At 38.4% G+C, this 18,483-nt stretch carries 18 protein-coding genes and 1 tRNA gene; 3 read left to right on the top strand and 16 right to left on the bottom strand.

The genetic code is table 11. The annotated features are described in order from the left end of the window. Positions 1 to 4: 4 nt before the first annotated feature. Both ACN9MR_RS04150 and ACN9MR_RS04145 read right to left on the bottom strand, forming a co-directional pair. Positions 5 to 634: a carboxypeptidase-like regulatory domain-containing protein gene (locus tag ACN9MR_RS04150; protein ID WP_426328365.1), complete on the bottom strand. Its 630-nt coding sequence runs from the start codon at positions 632 to 634 to the stop codon at positions 5 to 7. Positions 635 to 643: 9 nt separating this feature from the next. Next, positions 644 to 1,234, bottom strand: a complete 591-nt coding sequence (locus ACN9MR_RS04145) for a hypothetical protein (RefSeq protein WP_426328364.1) — start codon at positions 1,232 to 1,234, stop codon at positions 644 to 646. Positions 1,235 to 1,452: 218 nt separating this feature from the next. Between ACN9MR_RS04145 and ACN9MR_RS04140 the strand changes: the two genes are divergently transcribed. The 3 genes from ACN9MR_RS04140 (at position 1,453) to ACN9MR_RS04130 (ending at position 4,461) form a co-directional block, all read left to right on the top strand. Continuing rightward, positions 1,453 to 3,456 (top strand): tetratricopeptide repeat-containing sensor histidine kinase, encoded by a 2,004-nt coding sequence (locus tag ACN9MR_RS04140; protein WP_426328363.1) that lies wholly within the window; start codon positions 1,453 to 1,455, stop codon positions 3,454 to 3,456. After that, the gene (locus ACN9MR_RS04135; protein WP_426328362.1) at positions 3,449 to 4,078 is read left to right on the top strand and encodes a response regulator; all 630 of its coding nucleotides are present in this window, start codon (positions 3,449 to 3,451) and stop codon (positions 4,076 to 4,078) included. Before ACN9MR_RS04140 ends, ACN9MR_RS04135 begins: the two co-directional genes overlap by 8 nt. 260 nt (positions 4,079 to 4,338) lie before the next feature. Continuing rightward, positions 4,339 to 4,461, top strand: a complete 123-nt coding sequence (locus ACN9MR_RS04130) for a hypothetical protein (RefSeq protein WP_426328361.1) — start codon at positions 4,339 to 4,341, stop codon at positions 4,459 to 4,461. A 462-nt stretch (positions 4,462 to 4,923) separates the two neighbouring features. On the opposite strand, the gene ACN9MR_RS04125 is transcribed toward ACN9MR_RS04130, so the two are convergent. The 14 genes from ACN9MR_RS04125 to ACN9MR_RS04060 form a co-directional block, all read right to left on the bottom strand. Next, positions 4,924 to 6,063: an acyltransferase family protein gene (locus tag ACN9MR_RS04125; protein WP_426328360.1), complete on the bottom strand. Its 1,140-nt coding sequence runs from the start codon at positions 6,061 to 6,063 to the stop codon at positions 4,924 to 4,926. A 118-nt stretch (positions 6,064 to 6,181) separates the two neighbouring features. Next, entirely contained in the window at positions 6,182 to 7,081 is a 900-nt protein-coding gene (locus ACN9MR_RS04120; protein ID WP_426328359.1) for a LytTR family DNA-binding domain-containing protein, read from the bottom strand. A gap of 287 nt (positions 7,082 to 7,368) precedes the next feature. Beyond that, positions 7,369 to 7,448, bottom strand: a tRNA-Leu gene (locus ACN9MR_RS04115). A 69-nt stretch (positions 7,449 to 7,517) separates the two neighbouring features. Beyond that, positions 7,518 to 8,717 carry an aminotransferase class V-fold PLP-dependent enzyme gene (locus ACN9MR_RS04110; RefSeq protein ID WP_426328358.1) on the bottom strand — a complete coding sequence of 400 codons (1,200 nt, stop codon included), beginning with the start codon at positions 8,715 to 8,717 and terminating at the stop codon, positions 7,518 to 7,520. 52 nt (positions 8,718 to 8,769) lie between these two features. After that, a complete protein-coding gene (locus ACN9MR_RS04105; protein WP_426328357.1) occupies positions 8,770 to 9,066 on the bottom strand; it encodes a DUF3817 domain-containing protein in 297 nt (98 codons plus the stop codon). Between the two features lie 259 nt (positions 9,067 to 9,325). Further along, complete coding sequence (gene hscB / locus ACN9MR_RS04100) at positions 9,326 to 9,862, bottom strand: Fe-S protein assembly co-chaperone HscB (protein WP_426328356.1); 537 nt, start codon at positions 9,860 to 9,862, stop codon at positions 9,326 to 9,328. Positions 9,863 to 9,944: 82 nt separating this feature from the next. Next, a complete protein-coding gene (rseP, locus tag ACN9MR_RS04095; RefSeq protein ID WP_426328355.1) occupies positions 9,945 to 11,333 on the bottom strand; it encodes an RIP metalloprotease RseP in 1,389 nt (462 codons plus the stop codon). Positions 11,334 to 11,362: 29 nt separating this feature from the next. Next, positions 11,363 to 12,523 (bottom strand): 1-deoxy-D-xylulose-5-phosphate reductoisomerase, encoded by a 1,161-nt coding sequence (locus tag ACN9MR_RS04090; protein WP_426328354.1) that lies wholly within the window; start codon positions 12,521 to 12,523, stop codon positions 11,363 to 11,365. 194 nt (positions 12,524 to 12,717) lie between these two features. Further along, entirely contained in the window at positions 12,718 to 14,265 is a 1,548-nt protein-coding gene (locus ACN9MR_RS04085) for a GH3 auxin-responsive promoter family protein (protein WP_426328353.1), read from the bottom strand. Between the two features lie 42 nt (positions 14,266 to 14,307). Then, the gene (locus tag ACN9MR_RS04080; protein WP_426328352.1) at positions 14,308 to 15,096 is read right to left on the bottom strand and encodes a hypothetical protein; all 789 of its coding nucleotides are present in this window, start codon (positions 15,094 to 15,096) and stop codon (positions 14,308 to 14,310) included. Beyond that, the gene (locus ACN9MR_RS04075; protein WP_426328351.1) at positions 15,093 to 16,061 is read right to left on the bottom strand and encodes a glycosyltransferase; all 969 of its coding nucleotides are present in this window, start codon (positions 16,059 to 16,061) and stop codon (positions 15,093 to 15,095) included. The genes ACN9MR_RS04080 and ACN9MR_RS04075 overlap by 4 nt, the downstream gene beginning before the upstream one ends. 71 nt (positions 16,062 to 16,132) lie before the next feature. Continuing rightward, positions 16,133 to 17,083: a glycosyltransferase family 2 protein gene (locus ACN9MR_RS04070; protein WP_426328350.1), complete on the bottom strand. Its 951-nt coding sequence runs from the start codon at positions 17,081 to 17,083 to the stop codon at positions 16,133 to 16,135. Positions 17,084 to 17,199: 116 nt separating this feature from the next. Beyond that, entirely contained in the window at positions 17,200 to 17,733 is a 534-nt protein-coding gene (locus ACN9MR_RS04065; protein WP_426328349.1) for a DUF4199 domain-containing protein, read from the bottom strand. An 11-nt stretch (positions 17,734 to 17,744) separates the two neighbouring features. After that, positions 17,745 to 18,413 (bottom strand): hypothetical protein, encoded by a 669-nt coding sequence (locus ACN9MR_RS04060; protein WP_426328348.1) that lies wholly within the window; start codon positions 18,411 to 18,413, stop codon positions 17,745 to 17,747. Positions 18,414 to 18,483: the final 70 nt, after the last annotated feature.

Below are 18,483 nucleotides of genomic sequence, written 5' to 3'. Positions count from 1 at the left end.
TTATTTAATGCAGCTTGACCTTAACTACCTCGCCGTTTTCCTTAACTTCAACAAATTCTTCAATCCTGTCTTCATGGTCTACGGCATAGTCCTTCTGTTGATAATAATCTGTACGCCCACCATAATCGTTGTAGCCACTACCCGTATATTGATTATATTTGCCCTTAAGCGTATAATTCAACATACCCTGCAGGAAGTACCTGCCAGGCAGCATGTCGGGAAAGGTGAACTCCCCATCACTATTGGTAATCGCTTCGAGCCTGTATCTGTATGCTTGGTCGGAGAGGTAGACAAATCGTTTTTTTCTGATGTTTTCTTTATCTTTTCTAAGCTTGTACCATTCTTCAAAATAAGGCGTTACTGGTAAAAGAACCACTTTCATTTTATTAGCCAGAATACGGGGCGAGAACGGGACACTGTATCCAAGGGGATGTTTCTGCTTGGTATACGCTATTCCTTTGATAACAGCACTTCCTTTTGCCAGCATTTTTCTTGCCTGTAGGGAGTCAAATACCACTTCCGGACGGAAGATTTCAACTTTATCTTTTTTTTCCGGTTCTTTGTACTGGGCCGATACTATAGTTGTTGCCGATACTGAAAAGATACCTGCAAGGATATATTTTTTTAGCTTCATGATATTGATTTATGGGTTAATAACGGTCTGATAAGGAAGATTAAAGGTTCCACCGGTAATGCTGATTGCCTCTCCGGCCATATTTCGTACTGTTCCAGAAAAAGTCCCTCTAATGCCCGATTTACTGATCGCCTCGATTTTCAGGGTAAAGACATCATCTGCAAAAGAGGTGTTGTACAGCAGCGTGCCTTCGGGTTTTTGAATAGCGTAACGGGCGATCATTTTATTTTCTGCAGGTGTTGCATAAGTTCCTACACCGATATTACCACCGAGCCGCCAGATCTCGAAATCCAGCGAAGGCGGAACAGGGCCAGATAAGGGATAGGAAGTTTCATAACCGCCAACAACAATGTGTTCGAAGCGGTCATCATTGCCACTTCCCTGAAAATTCACGGTATGGAAATTAATCTCCTTCGTGCCAACCTTAGCCCTGAAATAGTAATCTCCTGGAACTGCGCCTCCCCCTTCATCATCTTTTGAGCATGCAGAAATGCATATTGCGATCATCATAAAACATAAGGTCGATAGTGCACAGTTAAAGAGTTTTCGCACAAAAACTGCTTTTGCTGAAAAAGCTTTTTTAAAGAATAATGTTGTCATAGTAAAATGCTGATAAAGGTATACCAGCAAAGCTATTGCATGTTACAGCGAAAAGAAATACCGGTTTTTTACCGTTTTTTTTCTACTGGTTTTTAGGTATTTTTCACCTCAGGTCAGCTAAATAACAACCGGTTGGGAATTATATCGGATATTTACATGTGGATTACCTGGGATAAACGATCTGATCTACCGGCCAGCGAAAAAACATCTCTTTAACAATGACAAAAAATTTTATATTCCTGATCTGTCTCTTGGTCTCGTTCAAATGCGCCGGTCAACAGCAGGTGCCTCTTAACGAAAAGCATTATCTCGATAGCCTTCAGCAAACGCTGCAAAAAAAAATCCCTGATAGCTCAAGAGCAAATACCAACTTTCTATTGGTAGAATATTGGAAATTCAAGGACACACTCAAGAGCAAAGCCTATCTGGAAGCCGGAACAGTTGCAGCAAAAAACGACAGGTATTTAAATGCCCTGGTTCTTTTTTATAAGGGACAGTATTATTTCAACTGGAACAAGCCAAAGGCATCGGACGCGTTTAAAAAAGCTGAAGAAGCACTTTCCCACTTCAGTACCAAAAAGGCATACGCGAAGCGAGCTGCATCCTGGTATAACTATGCCTTGATGAATATAGATAAAATGGGCTACAGTTTTATAACGAAGATCACCATGGAAAAGGCGATCCCCATTGCAGAAAAGACCGGCGACCCGAAGGTCGTGGCATACTATTACACTCAACTGGCCACTATTCTGATGAACAATTACCAGTTTTCGAAAGCGATTTCCTATAATGAAAAAGCTATCGGTCTACTGGAAAAGAAAGGCCCCGCTTCTACCGACCTTTTGTTTGCCTATCTTTCAGGGGTAAGCATATACTGTTACAATAACAAAGCCGGCAAAGCACAAGTGCTATTGGGCAAGGCACAGCAGTTACTAAAACAATACCCCTCATCCCTGAACTATCCCCTGTACTATTATAACGAATCGCTTTATTATTGTACTATTCAAGCCTTTGACAAGGCTTTGTCCAGTATAGATAAAGGAATTATATTAGCTAAAAAATATAATCAAAAACAATTATATCAGCAGTTTTTTTTTCGAAGATATGATGTTTACCAACAGCAGAAAGAGTACAGTAAAGCCCGGCAGATCTTACTCGATATCGTTAAAGAGGGCACTTTGACCGCCAAAAGCAATGACAGGGCAGCGATTTATTATGAACTGGCGAAAATGAGTGATAAGTTAAGGGATTATAAAGCGGCATACGGTTGGCTGAGCAAATATAGCAAAACCAGCGACAGCATTAATAGCGACCAGACAAAGGTAAAGATCAATGAACTGGAGGCTAGGTATAGCAGCGCGAAAAACCAGCAGAAAATACAGGCCCTGCAATCTGAAAACAAACAGGCTCAGCTGGATGCCCGCAATGACCGATTGTATAAGCTTGTACTGGGGCTGGGGTGTCTTTTTCTTATTCTTTTGCTTGCTTTCGTGCTTCTTACTGCCCGCAGCAGACGTAAGCTGGCGCAGCAAAGGGAGATCAATTACCGTCAGCAGCTGAGCGAAATGGAAAGGAAGCAAGAGCTTAAGATCACTAAAGCTATGCTTGAGGGAGAAGAGCTTGAAAGGGAACGGGTTGCAAGGGATCTTCACGATGGTCTTGGCGGGATGCTTTCAGGAGTTAAAATAGGGCTTTCAGGCTGGACGGATACCCAGCCCGGCATCTCAGACAATAAAGACCTGCACCGCATTATCAGTCAGCTAGATACCTCGGTTACAGAACTGCGCCGTATTGCACGCAACATGGTTCCTGATACCTTACTGAAGTTTGGTCTTGAAATAGCTTTAAAAGATCTATGTGAATTTTATATGCGAGATGGACTACGGATCACTTCGGAGATGTTCGGGATCCAAAAAAACATTGCGATGAATGTACAGCTCAATATCTACCGTATCGTGCAGGAACTGATATCAAATGCAGTCAAGCATGCCAATGCCGATAACCTCATCTTGCAGTGCAGCCAGAATGAAAGTACCATTTTTATTACCTTTGAAGATAATGGTATAGGCTTTGAGATGGAATCACTTAAAGATAAAAAAGGAATGGGCCTGGACAACCTTCGCAACCGAATAGCATTCCTGCAAGGAAAATTTGAGGTGCATTCATCCCCTGGAGAAGGGACAAGTATAGACATAGAACTTAAAACCAGTATCGATGAATAAGCTACTAACAGTAATAGTGGATGACCATCCCATTGTAATCGAAGGCCTGAAGACACTGCTCGGCAATGAGGGCAACCTGGAAATTGTCGGCACCTTTTCAAATGGTGCAGAACTTCTCTCCTATTTCAACAGCAACCCTGTTGACCTTGTTCTGTTGGATGTTACCCTGCCCGATATCGGTGGCATGGAACTTTGCAAGATGGTAAAGAAAGAATCCCAAGATACAATTATACTCATTGTCAGTAACCATACAGAGCGGAGCATTATTATGCAGACCATCCAAAACGGCGCCAATGGTTACCTACTTAAGAACAGCTCACTGGAGGAGCTCCGGCAGTGCATCGCTGAGGCCGTAAAGGGAAACATCTGTTACAGCAAAGAAGTAATGGAGATTATCAGCCGGCCAACAAAAAACGAATTACGCGGCATACCACAACTTACAAGGAGGGAAAAGCAGATCCTCTATATGCTGGCACAGGGAAAAACCAGCCAGAATATTGCACAGGAACTATTTCTCAGCTCTTTAACGGTAGATACCCACCGAAGGAACCTAATGCAGAAGTTTGAGGCCAAAAATGTTGCCGAACTGATAGCGGCAGGCCATCAGCAGCAACTGTTATAGAACCGATAAAACATCCTGCACCCAGACCAGCCGTATTACGATAAGAGTAACCGCTTTATATTATTTCATCCAAAATTTTCGGAATCTACCTGCTCACCAAGTTCTGCGATCCATCGGTCTAGATAAAGGTTCCGTCCGCTATGGTATTCCCATCCCGAACTCTTTCGACAATATTTAAATGATTTCCATCGAAATCGGCACGAAAACCATACACATTTTCATAGCCGTCCTGAAAAACATCAAACCAGCGGGATTATCGTTTGATAAAACTTGAGGAAGAATTAAATGTTGCAAAATTCGAAGCACAAATTGTTGAGCTCAATTCCACCAAAGGAGAAAAAGTAGATGTTGAAGAAATTCTGTACCGTACCCTAAAAACTTGATTTGCTAAGAATGGAGCTTATCTACTTATTAAACAATAAGTTAGAGCATAAAAAAACCGGAGTAAAAACTTCTAAAAGTAATTACTCCGGTCAAGTACCGATCAGCGGGAGTACTTTCAATATTTAGAAGCCTTTTTATTGCTGATTGAGCCTATAATTGATGATTTAAAAATGAAAGGATTTTTATAATTTCGAGTAAAACTTTAGAAATAACATTTTCTAAAAACCCTCACCGGGAAACTTTGAACCGAAAAAATTGATATTTAATAGAATATGATTTAAAAATTTTTAATGAAGTCATTACCCCTTTTCACCAGAAAAAACCCATCCATTAAATCCCTGGTTTACAGCTGATTTCTCCACATCTTAAAATTGGCACAAAGGGGCAATCAAATTAGTTTATGTATTTTATAGACGAATTGATTGAAATAGGCAGTTTTTCAAAAATTTTGGATTTCAATCTTATATGATACTTCTCACTGCCGGAACCAATAAGATAAGTGCACTTAGCATAAAACTGCCCAATACGGCAAGGGGAGCTACTACTACAAGCTTTATCGCGGGATCAGTTGCCCAATTTCTTATTAAAAGGGTTAGGACAACAATCATCAGCGGATGAAAAATATAAACTGCAAAAGAATAACGGGATAACCTACCAAGCAAGGGTGATGAACTATTCCATGACAACTTTGCCCAGCTCAGCAATGCAGTTAGGATAGATAGCCCTATCCATTGCTCCCACACCGCATACAACAAAGACTGCCAGTGCAAACCGCCAGAATACCACGCAACTGGCATCTTCAGTTTGAGCTGGATAACAAAAAACACTGGAAAGAACAACAAACATAACCATGCAGACCATTTAAGACATTTCCCTGTTCGTTTGGATAATTCATCAAACCATTGATTTCTACGGGCAACCAGCCCAACAACAAACAATGCGATATATTGTGGAAAATGCCCCAGTTGAAACCCCAATGGCTTAATCACCCACCCAACAGGAAACAGTATCCTAGTTAAAAAGCTCACCAGGCCCAATGAGACAGCAAACAGTAAGATGGTACTAGCCCCGGGCACAGGCAATAATTCTTTGAATGTAATTTTAATCAAACTTTGTCCCAGCACGTAGATCAAGGTAAATATCAATAAGGCAGCTACAAACCACATTACGCCAGGATCTATCCAAGTATCGTAGCCGGATAAATATTGCAGATAAGTGATATGGTTCCCATCGGCAAAATAATAAACCAGATAACTGATAAAAGGTGAAAGCACAAAAGAATAGAACAACAAAGGAATCCCGAGTCGCAACAACCGGTCGGCAATAAACTTGAGGGGTCCCTTCCTATCCAACGATGGGCTGATAAAATAGGCCGACAGCAGAAAGAAAAAGCCCATAAAGAAAGATTGGTTAATGCTAACAAAAATCGTCATCGGCAAAAGGGCAGCAAGATGGCTTGTTTTCTGTGTAAAATACCAACCATGTGAAGAGCTATAGGCAATAAATGTATGATGGAGTACCACCAGTACTGTTAACAGTAGTTTAATATTATCGATGTAAAATAGCTTGTTTAATTGTCTGGATTTTGATGATGATGACATGATTGATTTTTGTTTAAGATTGATGGATTGACCCTGAACTTATGGCAAACCTACAATAACAAAAACACATTCTTTAGCGCTTGTTGCAGGCAACAAACCTTTGTGACGGACAACAAGATTAAGTGCCATACTTTTCCTGAAGCTGTTTATACAGGTTGTTAAAATGACCTAACTGCGCCCTTGAAACCGGAACCTTTGCTCCGGTAGCATTGAAGGCAAGTAAATAGCCCTGAGCGTTGCCTGATACATTTTCGATCTGAAGCATATTTACCAAATAAGCCCTATGGCAGCGAAATAAGTTAGGATGATCGGAAACCTGCGAATCAAACCTGGTAAGGGAAATCCTTTTAAGTTCAGTATTGATCTGACCATCTTTGTAACTTGTCAGTTCAATATAATTACCTTCAGCCCTAGCAAAGAGAAGATCTGACAAATACAGATCAAAATCGTCCTGCTTAACCTGAGTTTTGATAAAGATCGGAGATGGGGGAACCATCTTTTCCTGTTCAACATACAGGGGAATAAACTGCAGAACAAATGGATCCCCCTTTTTAGATTGAAAATAGAAACTGGCTAACCTAAAAATAAAATAAAAAAGGCCGCCCGCAACCAAGCTGTTCCTTATTTCTTCCCACAAATAAAACCATGACCAATTATTTGTATTTTGATAAATGATATCACGTATCGAAAAGTTGGCAATGCCTGTTAAGAAGAGAACAATTCCTACATGTACATATTCCCAAACTAGTGCCCAATTTTTTAATTGCGACCGCTCTCTTAAATAGTTAAGCATTCTAAAATAACAATATAAGATTATTGCCGGCGACAATGCATGAAGGCCGCATATAAAAAAATAGTCTAGCTTTTGTTCTGCCGCAGAAACACCAAAAGGTTTAAACAATAAAAGAAATAACAGAATAATGCCGAAGATAATACCTGAAGTATTGAATAGGTTGCCTGAAAGGTAGCGGTTTGGATAATCGATATCCTTCTGTAAATGATTCTTGTTAATATACATTCTATAGTTTAAGCAATGCTCTTCTCACATCAAAAATATCGCTTTTTATTTAAGGCATCCAATTATTATTTTTTAACTAAGCGTTTTTACTTCACTATTTTTTTTCTGATGATATGTACTTTATCTTGAGGCAAGCATAAAGACCAGAAAAAATTTTACGGTTATAATTAAGAAATTCTAATAGAAAAGTTAACGTCAGCTTGTAGGTAAGTGGAAAAGAAATTCCCTGAATGTAATTTGATTGTTAACTAAATAGGGATCCCGTTGGGGATCCCTAAGAAAAAGTGTACCCAGCGCCGGAGTCGAACCGGCACGGTTTCCCACAGGTGTTTGAGACCAGCGCGTCTACCAATTCCGCCAGCTGGGCATTTGCTTGTTCAGCGGGATGCAAATGTATAAATTAAGCACTTAATTCGCAAATTTTATTTACTTCTTTTTATATCTGATCTGATTTGCTAAAACCTACATCGTTTAACAGATTATCTAATAACAACTGATTCAATTGTTTAACTTCTTTTTTATTCATTTTCATATCCATTGGCAGATAAACTAAATTTTGAAGTGTTAGCGCATTTGAGGTTTTTGGCGACAAACCGGTAAAACCGATCTTAACTAAACTAGACGCTTTTGAAGTGGCATCGAATCCTTTATCTCTTAATTTATCGATTAACAGTGATGGGTTAGCCACCAATATTGGAATCACCCAGTGTGTATGCCTTAAATTTGCATTACCAATAATGTGTTGCGGGTTTACATCTCGTAATAATTGGCTAGCCAGTATTTTTCGTTTATGGATATGAGATTGATTAAAATGACTCCATTTATGTTGTAGCATACACAAATTGGCATCACATGGCCTGTATTTGATTTTCTTCATTACATCCGCACCAGGAAAACCTCTGGTAAAACCAGTAATAAGCGTATCAAAGTCTTTACCAAATAGCTTGCAAAGCCAATAAGCTATGGTAAATATCCATCTTGCGGTAAGCATATTAATCAGGGTAGCATTAATTATTTTTTTGAAGTATCGATCACCTTTTTGCACCGGCAGCCTGTTGTTCAATATTTTTACCGCAGCAAATAGTTGCTCGTTTCTAATACAGAGTATCGCTCCGGTTAAAGCTGTATTCGTCTTAATTAGTCCAAAGCTGAAAAATACCACATCTGATTTTAAATTACCCTTGTAAATTCCGTCATAAGCCTGTGCACAATCTTCTATAACGATCAGATTATGCAATTTGGCTATATTAAGCAGTGCTTCGGTATCCATTATTGCACCAAATAAATGGGTAATGAGCAGCAGCTTTGTTTTGGGTGTAATAGTGGCCTCTATCTGTCCGGCGGATATACCTAGTGTATTTTTATCTATAGTTAAGGGTACAACTTTTAGATGATAGGCAGCGATGATTGCAAACATATCCGGGATGTTAATATCTGCAACCAGTATTTCATCACCAGGCTCAAGATTTAGTGCTTCTAATACAAGATGGAGACCTGTACGAACAGAAAGACAGGGCAACTGCCCTTCAGGAAACTGGGGCTGTTCCTTTTTAAAACCGCAAGCACCACCAATACAGTATAATACACCCTTAAAAAGTTCAGTAAAACGAATATCTAACCTACCTCTGGCGATCATTTGTTAAGTTAAGTGTATAAACACTAAGGTAAGTAATTGGTGTAATGGGCAATTAGTTTATCGCTCTTTTATCTTTCAATCTGCGATCTACTACAAAGGGCATAAAAGGTAAAAGTGATGCCAAAAAGATGAGAACGGCTTTACCAAACTTCCATTTTTGTTCTTGCCAAGCTAAAACTAAGGTGGCTGCATATAATACAAATAATAATCCATGTGCCCATCCCGTATATTTTACATACAAAGGAAGATCTGCAAAATACTTTAACGGCATGGCTACAAATAATAATAGCAGATAGGATATGCCTTCTGCCACAGCCACTTTACGAAAAATTGAAAGAGAACTATTCATTGATCTGATTGTTTTCTCCGAAAGTAGAACAAAGCTTTTGCCTATCAAAAACTAAAAAATGATTTTACAATTAGGTGTTCTAAAAAGGTTAAAGGCGGAAGGTTTAAGGCTTAGTGACTAATGCGATCGTCTTGCTGAACTTGTTTCAGCATCTTTCTTGCACAAATGAATTGCTTTTAACCACACCGTATACGGAAAGCGCGCAGCGTTAGGTGCTTATTCCTTTTAAACGACAATCTTCGTACCTCCGACCCCTGACTTACTTCAATAAGCGTTCCCTAATCCTATCAATATATTTCTGTCTGTAAAAATTATCCTTAATCGATGGCAGTAGTGCATCGGACGCTGTGGGATTGCTATCAAAACGACCTATCAAATCATTCAATTCGTTAGCCAGATCTTTTTCTATTGCATCAACATCTCGTTTTACCTGCGCTAGCTTTTCGGCATCCGGCTCAAATTCCAAATCCATTAAAGCCTCATTTACATCCATCATTTCCATTAAAAAAGATTGCGGCAGTTGATAACCTTCGTCTGTTTCTACAATTCCTTTTAATTCCAGCACATATTTTAAGCGTTTTTTAGCATTACTCAATGTCTGGTAAGCCTTGTTGTTCAAAGTTGACAAATCGAGTACTTCTTGCTGTTTCGCTTCGCTTTCATTGGCATAAAAATCGGGATGAAACTTTTTGCTTAAAGCATAAAATTTTGCTTTTACCGCATTCTGATCTGGATTAAACTGGATCGGTAACTCGTAAAAATCGAAATAATTGGTTGCTGGTTTAGCTTCACTCATGATGTATAAAAATTAAAAAGCCGCAGATGTTCAGATTGACTCGTCAAATCTGCGCATCTGCGGCAATTATATAAATTTGGTTTTACTTACCGAAGGATTTTAGAATATCATTACCAAAAGCAAACACCATTAAACAGATCAGGATTACAAAGCCTACAATCTGCGCCTTCTCCAGTACTTTTTCGCTTACAGGCTTACGTTGTACCATCTCAATTAAAAGAAACACTACATGACCTCCATCTAAGCCCGGAATAGGCAATAAATTCATAAATGCCAATGCCATCGAAATTAATCCTGTTAAAGTCCAGAATTTAACCCAGTCGAAAGTACTGCCATACACCTTGGCTATCCCAATAGGGCTACTGATGTTGCGCGCACTTAACTTCCCGGTAATCATTTTACCAATACCTTTTGCATTATCTACAAAAGTGCTCCATGCCATGCTGGCACCAACTGGTAAAGACTCTATAAAGCCAAAATCTACATGTGCAGTTTCAGGCATCTTTAGGTTAGGGATAATTCCAATTGTTCCCTCTTTACTTACCTTAAGTTCAAACGTTACCTCTTTGCCTTTCCGCAACGCCTTAACGGTAATGGGCTTTAACTTATTTGTAGAAACCTCTTCTTTAAACTGATCGAAGAAAGTAATCTGCTTACCATTAACGGCTAAAATACTATCGCCAGGTTTAATACCTGCGGCATAAGCAGGATATACTGGTTTCTCGAACTTTCTGCCAAACAGTTTATCAAAAAATGATGGTTTATCAGCCTTTTCATCAGGTGCACTTACCTTATCAACACGCTCCATTATATATCGCGGCGTAATAAAATTTTCTTTATCGTTCTTCGATATTTTGTTCAAAATTGTATCTGGAACGGAGATGTAAAGGGTTTTATTCTCTCTTAAGATGGTTAATTGTGCGCCATCAAATAATACTTTGCTCGATATAGCATCTTCAAATCGGATGAGTTTATTTCCATTGATGGCTAAAATTTTATCTCCATTTTTTAAGCCGATTTCTTTGCCAATTGCTCCTACAGAAATACCATTGTTTAGCTTGCCGTTAACGGTATAATTTTGTCCGATGTTGAAGGTTAACATCCAGAAGATAAAAACGCCTACAATTACGTTTACAATGATTCCACCTAACATTACGATTAAACGTTGCCAGGCTGGTTTAGAGCGGAATTCCCATGGTTGAGCAGGTTGAGCCATTTGCTCAGTATCCATACTCTCATCAATCATTCCTGCAATTTTTACATAACCACCAAGTGGCAACCATCCCACTCCATATTCAACATCGCCTTTTTTGAAACTAAAAAGCTTGAAACCCCAAGCATCAAAAAATAAATAAAACTTTTCTACTTTAATACCAAATGCTCTTGCTGCCAAGAAATGCCCTAATTCGTGTAATATTACCAATAAAGACAATCCGAGCAGCAGCTGCCCCGCCATAATCAATCCATTCATATTCTCTTATAAAATTTTTATGTTAGATGTTAAACTATACTTTTTGTTACTAATTCGCCGGCTAAGATACGGCTATGTTTGTCAGTTTCTAAATAATCACTCAATTGTGGCTTTTCAACAAAACTGATTTCTTCCATACACCGTTCAATAACCTCGCTCATCTGCAGAAAACCGATTTTAGCCTTCAAAAATGCGGCTACAACAATTTCATTGGCAGCATTTAAAATACAGGGCATATTCCCCCCTTTTCGTAAAGAAGCGAATGCCAGGTCTAAATTCCTGAATGTTTCCATGTCGGCTTTTTGAAAGCTAAAATTTGGATAATCCAGGAAGTTAAAACGCTTAAAATTGTTTTTTAGCCTATCGGGATAATTTAAAGCGTACTGAATAGGCAGTTTCATATCCGGAACACCCATTTGTGCCTTCATAGATCCATCGGTAAACTGAACAATCGAATGGATGATAGATTGAGGATGAACAATTACATCAATCTGATCTACATCAAGGTTAAACAACCATTTTGCCTCAATTACCTCCAAACCTTTATTCATTAGGGATGCAGAATCAATCGTGATTTTTGCCCCCATCACCCAGTTGGGATGTTTTAAGGCCTGCTCTTTTTTTACTATAGATAAAAAATCTTTTGTTTTGCCTAAGAATGGTCCGCCCGAAGCTGTTAAATAAATCTTTTCGATTTCATTCTGCTCCTCGCCTACCAAACATTGAAATATTGCTGAATGCTCTGAATCGACTGGTAAAATTTTAACATGGTGTTCTGTTGCCAGTTGCGTAATCAGTTCGCCGGCTACCACTAATGTTTCTTTGTTGGCCAAAGCAATGTTTTTTCCAGCCTTTATTGCAGCAATAGTAGGTTTTAGTCCTACCGACCCCATTAATGCGGTCAATACGACATCGCTGTCATCATAAGCCGCAACTTCTGATAAAGCATCTTCCCCCGCTAAAACTTTAATATCAAAAGCCGATAAAGCATTTTTTACTTCATTGTACTTGTTTTCATCACAGATTACAACAATAGCTGGCTTAAACTCCTTTGCCTGTTGAATCAGTAATTCCGAGTTCTTTAATGCAGATAGTACAACAACTTTAAATGTATCGGGATGGTCCCTTACCACTTCAAGCGCTTGCGTACCTATACTTCCTGTAGAACCTAATATGGTTATTTTCTTCAAATCTTTTAATATCGTAACGCTTAAAATTAATTAAGCATTTTATTTAATCATTTTTATTATTCACGCGTTTTTGTCATTCTGAAATGTATCTGTTGAGTCGATCGTCATCTCGACTGGAGCCCAGCGGAATGGAGAGATCTATCTAGATAGATCTCTCGACTGCGTTACACTTCGCTCGAAATGACGACTCGTGGTTAAACAATATACCTTTCCAAAGCGTCAGCCAGCTTCCTATCATTGCTCAAGCGTGGCACTTTATTCTGTCCGCCTAACTTCCCTTCACTTTTCATGTAGTTTACAAAAGCATCTTTTTGCAAAGTACGTATAATCAACGGCTGAAGGATGTTTCCTTCAATCAGGTCAAAGTAATAAATATTTTTCTTTTGCAAAGCCTCATCAACCTTTTTGCTAAAAGTAGCCATATCTTTTGGTGCAGACGAAAATTCTACAAACCACTCGTGATAAGGCAATTGGCCGGCTTCCGGATTAACCTGAGGTGCAACTGTAAATTCCGTAATTTCTACCTGTTCTTCATTGGCCACACTTAAAATTGCCTGTTCTACCTCTTCTCCTATTACGTGTTCACCAAAGGCAGATATAAAATGTTTAATCCTTCCGGTTACAACAATTTTGTAAGGGTTCTTAGAAACAAACTTCACGGTGTCGCCAATGCTATAACCCCATAAACCTGCATTGGTGTTTAAAATTAATGCATAGTTGGTATCTAGTTCGACCTCGCCAAGCGATAACCGTGTAGGATTATCATTGTAATATTCATCGGCAGGAACAAATTCGTAAAAAATTCCTGCATCGGCCAGCAACAATAGTCCTTTATCCTTTTGCGAATCCTGATAGGCAATAAATCCTTCCGAAGCCGGATAAGTTTCAATCGCATCAATTTTCTTACCGATGCTTTGCTCAATTTTTGCCCGATAAGGCTCAAAATTTACACCACCATAAATAAACAGGCTAAAATTCTTGAATATTTCAGCGATTTTCTTCCCGCCTGATTTCTCTGAAAGTTTATCAAAATACATTTGTACCCAAGGTGGAATACCCGAAATCAAGGTCATGTTTTCATTGATGGTTTCCTCAACAATGGCCTCAACTTTTTGCTCCCAATCTTCGATAATATTGGTTTCATAAGAAGGTAATCGGTTCTTTTGCAGATAAGCTGGCACATGGTGCGCCACTATTCCCGACAAACGCCCAACATTGATTCCGTGTTTTACACTTAAAACCGGACTCCCTTGCAAAAAGATCATCTTTCCGTTTACAAAACCGGCCTTTCCTGTTTCGTTAATATAAGTTAAAATGGCATTACGGGCGGCTTTGATATGCTCAGGCATTGATTCTTTCGATAGTGGAATATATTTTACACCCGAAGTGGTGCCTGATGTTTTGGCAAAATAGAGTGGCTTACCTTTCCAAAGTACGTCGGCTTCACCCGCTACTACGCGATCTACATAAGCTTTTAATCCTTCATAATCCTGAACGGGAACATGTTTTTTAAAATCAGCATAGGTTCTAATCTCAGCGAAATGATGATCTTTTCCAAATGCAGTATTTTTAGCCTCGTCAATCAGCTTTTTTAAGATATTATGCTGAGCATTTACGGCATTATGCTTCCATTTGTTAATCTGCCAAACTGCAAATGCCGCAAAGGGTTTACTTAATGCTGCTTTAAGCCCCCAACCCCCTGAAGGGGACTTTTCCTTTCTGCCGTTCTTTTCTTTTTCCATAAATTTAAATCTGATTTTTAACTCCCCTTTAGGGGCTGGGGGTTAAACGATATTATGTAAAATATCCGGGTGTTCGTCGCCTTTATACTCACTCGAAATTTTGCGGTATGCAACAGTTAGTGCTACACTAGAAAGTGGAACGATGATAAATGAACTTAAAATATTTACAATAAAAGCGATTAATGGCCATTGCAGGTAGTTTAGCAACAGGTAGATTAAATACCCTCCGCCTAAAACCACCAATAACAACAAAATCTTAGTAAAATTTCCTTTAGTAGTAGCCAAACTCAATTTGATCGAATCGAAAGGGGTTGCGCCTTTATCAATAATAAAAAACGGGAAAAATGAAATTCTTAACCAGGTAATGAAAATAGCAATAATGCCTACGGATATCGCCACATTTTTTACAATCGAAACATTAATCCCAGTATAAATAAAAGGGAAGGCGACCAAAATTACGACCAGATAAACGCCAAGGATACAACCTACAAAATAAAGGGTAGCTACCAGGAACCTTATAATTTGTTGCCTGGTTGGAAGCGTATCTACGATTTTCACATCGTTTTCCTCATCGTCCATTAAATGGAAAATGTATTTAAACAACGAAAGATTAATGGTAAAATAGAGCAAAACGAAAATAATCACCATCACAACGCTTAAAGCTTTGCTTACGTCTTTAATAAAAAAGGCCATTAAGCTAGATGCACTTGCTGTGATAAACATCAGAAAACATAGCGTAGCAATCGAGAAATAGTGTTTCTTGGTAATGCTCCATGCCTTTTGAATTACATCATTAACGGCGAACGTACTTTCTTTTAGATAATTTATCATTGTTGTTTGAATACCACACGTTTAAATAAATCCTGTATAAATCCTAAACCATAAGCAGTTAATTGGATAAATGAAGATATAATGCTCAAAAATGCAACTTTTAACGATTTATTTACAGACCATGAATGAAAAAATATCAACATAAAGTAAATCAATAAGAAGAAGTTACAAACATATGCCAATGGAGGATATATAAAGTTACACAAAATGGTGAAACCAAAGCCCAATGTAAATAAAGCTGGAAAAAAATGTACAAGTTTTAATTCTTTTGGAAAATGTTTGTAAATATTGATTCTTGCTCTCCCGAAAAAGTGTAACTGTTTGTAAAACTGACTAAAGCTTGTCCTGCGTTTATGATAAACCTTTGCATCTGGAATCAAACCGATCTTAAAGCCGTTTTCGTGAATACGGATACTATATTCTATATCCTCACCTAACCTGGTTAAGATAAAACCACCTACTTTCTCCCAGGCTTGTCGGGAAACCCCCATGTTAAAACTGCGTGGATGAAACTGCCCAACATGCTGTTTGTTTCCGCGGATTCCACCAGTGGTGAAAGGCGAAGTCATGGCATAGCTAATTGCTTTTTGTACAGGTGTGAAGCTATCATGTGCGGCATCCGGACCGCCGTAAGCATCTAAATGATGTTCGTAAAGATAATTTTTGACGATCTCAAGGTAATCGCCGGGAACAAGGATATCTGAATCAAAAATGATAAAATAATCGCCTTTGGCCTTTTCGAAACCAAAATTACGTGCAAAACCCTGTCCGGCATTCTCTTTAAAGTAATATTTAATATCCAGTTTATCTGCATAAGAAGCAACAATTGCCTTTGCATCGTTTTTCGAACCATCTTCAATAACCAAAACTTCAAACTGTAAATAAGTCTGTTTAGTTAGGGTGTTTAAAAGTTCGTCAATTTCCTGAGGACGATTGTAAAGTGGAATGATGATGGAGAAAAACATTTTTTGAGGTTGAGGGTTGAGGGGGTTAGAGGTTAGGGGCTTAGGCGGATAACCTTCCGCCTTTTAACTTTCTACCTTAATTCCTTTTCTATCAAATATTGATTTCTTTCTGGTGCGTTACGCGATAAGAGTTCTGCAATAAAACCTGCCAGGAACATCTGCGAACCAACAACAATGGCAACCAACGATAAATAAAACAGTGGTTGATCGGTTACATCGCGGTAAGGTAAACCTTGCCATATCAAATATTTCTTTTCGAATAAGATGTAAAATGCCATGATTATGCCAATAAAGAAGCTTAAAACCCCTAATGAGCCAAAAAAGTGCATTGGGCGTTTACCAAATTTACCCACAAAGAAAATGGAGAGTAAATCCAAAAAGCCGTTTATAAACCTGCTGAAACCAAATTTAGTTGTGCCATATTTACGGGCACGGTGTTCTACAACCTGCTCGGCTATTTTATTAAATCCGGCCCATTTGGCAATTACCGGAATGTAGCGGTGCATTTCACCGTAAACTTCGATGGTTTTGATCACATCGCTACGGTAAGCTTTTAAGCCACAGTTAAAATCGTTCAGCTCTATACCGCTCATTCTGCGGGTAGCCGCATTGAACAATTTTGTTGGGATAGTTTTAGTAATCGGATCGTAACGTTTCTTCTTCCAGCCTGAAATAATATCGAGCTTTTCTTCTTTAATGCGGCGGTACAATTCAGGGATTTCATCCGGACTATCCTGCAGATCGGCATCCATGGTGATGACCACATCGCCCTGAGTAGCTTCGAAACCAACGTTTAAAGCTGCAGATTTACCATAGTTCCTTCTAAACTTAATGCCTTTTATAGCAAGATTCTGAAGCCTTAATTCTTCTATCACCTCCCACGATCTGTCCGTACTACCATCATCAACCAAAATAATTTCATAGCTGAAATTATTGTCGATCATCACTTTATCAATCCATGCCGTTAATTCTGGCAGAGATTCATCTTCATTAAATAAGGGTACTACAACTGATATATCCATCTTTTAAGCATAAACCTCGCAGGTTTTAGAAACCTGCGAGGTTTGTTTAAATTAAAACGTGCAAATTTCATCAAATTAAATGATAAAACCTGCACGTTGGAAAACTTTATAAAAAATTAAACCCTATCCTTTTTAAGAATAGCTGCGCTGATTAAGCTTATAATCAAGCCAAGTAATGTATAGGCAATAGCAGCTCCAAAAGCAGTAAAAATCCACATATATCCGCGCATCATTTCAATACCTTTTATCTGTTGCTCATTACCATTCGCTTTTTCTATCGCTGCATCAGCAATTTTATCTAAAGCAGTTGGATCTAGAACTTTGTAATATAAAATGAAAAGCAAGCCTACAAACAAACCGGCATAAGCAGCTACCTTAAAACCGGTAGAAAATGCTCTTCCGTACGTAATATATCCTCCAAGCTCTTTTTTATGTGTAATCTGGGTATAAATTATCGATATAAAAAATACACCATAAGAAAGAACCATTGCAATAATTTTTTCTGCTAATGGTAAATCTGGGTTTGTTGAATCGATGCCAAGCAATTTTAACAGATAAATTAATACAATTGAATAAACTGCAAAACTTATTGCAACTTTAAAGGCCAGTGCATTGGGTTTCTTTTCGTCTTGAAGTATTTGTTGTTCCATGATAAATTATTTTAACTATTAATTGTTGTAATTAATATATAAGTAGCAGAATCGAACGATTTGTTACTACTATACTGAATTATTTCTTTGGTTGTTTCTGCGCTTCCTTCTACATCAAGGAAAAAGACCATAAAAGGTACAAATAATTCCTGCATTTCTTCACTGATATTTAGCTTGGCTGCTGTTTTGCAAATCTCTTCTACACTGCTTTCTGCCAACTGCTGGTTGCTGATCAGTTCTTCATAAATTTCGAATTCATCCTGAAACTCATCGTCCTCTACCAATAAAAATTCTTTCAGGAAATCGCCCAATTCAGGATCCAGATCTTCATCCTTACACTCTTTAATATAAAGCAAAAGATTTAAGAGTTCCGTTCCCCTATCAATGGTTTCTTCTTCAATATTTGCCCATTCATCACTTTCTAAATAGTCATCTTCCAGTTTCTGCACGTCACTGCTAAAGAAATTCACCATCAATAAATCAAAAAACACTTCGCGTAATTCTTCAAATTTAGGGTGAGAATCGAAAACGGCATCGAAAGCTGTTGCTTTATCTAAAAAGTTAATATCAAGCTCAAAAGCAGCTAATAACTCTCTTTCAAAACCGTCTACATTGGTAGCTGAAACCTCAGCATACTTGTTAATGGCTGCACTTAGTGCTTTTTTTACTCTATTATCCATAGGATCAAAGATTTTTAAGATTAAAAGATCATTACATCGATCGTCATGCTGAATTCATTTCAGCATCTAT

Origin of the sequence: Pedobacter sp. R-06 (assembly GCF_049913135.1) — a bacterium.
In the GTDB taxonomy this organism is placed as follows: Bacteria; Bacteroidota; Bacteroidia; order Sphingobacteriales; family Sphingobacteriaceae; genus Pedobacter.
The sequence above is the reverse complement of the archived record's forward strand: the minus strand, read 5'-3'. Positions and strand labels throughout refer to the sequence as shown.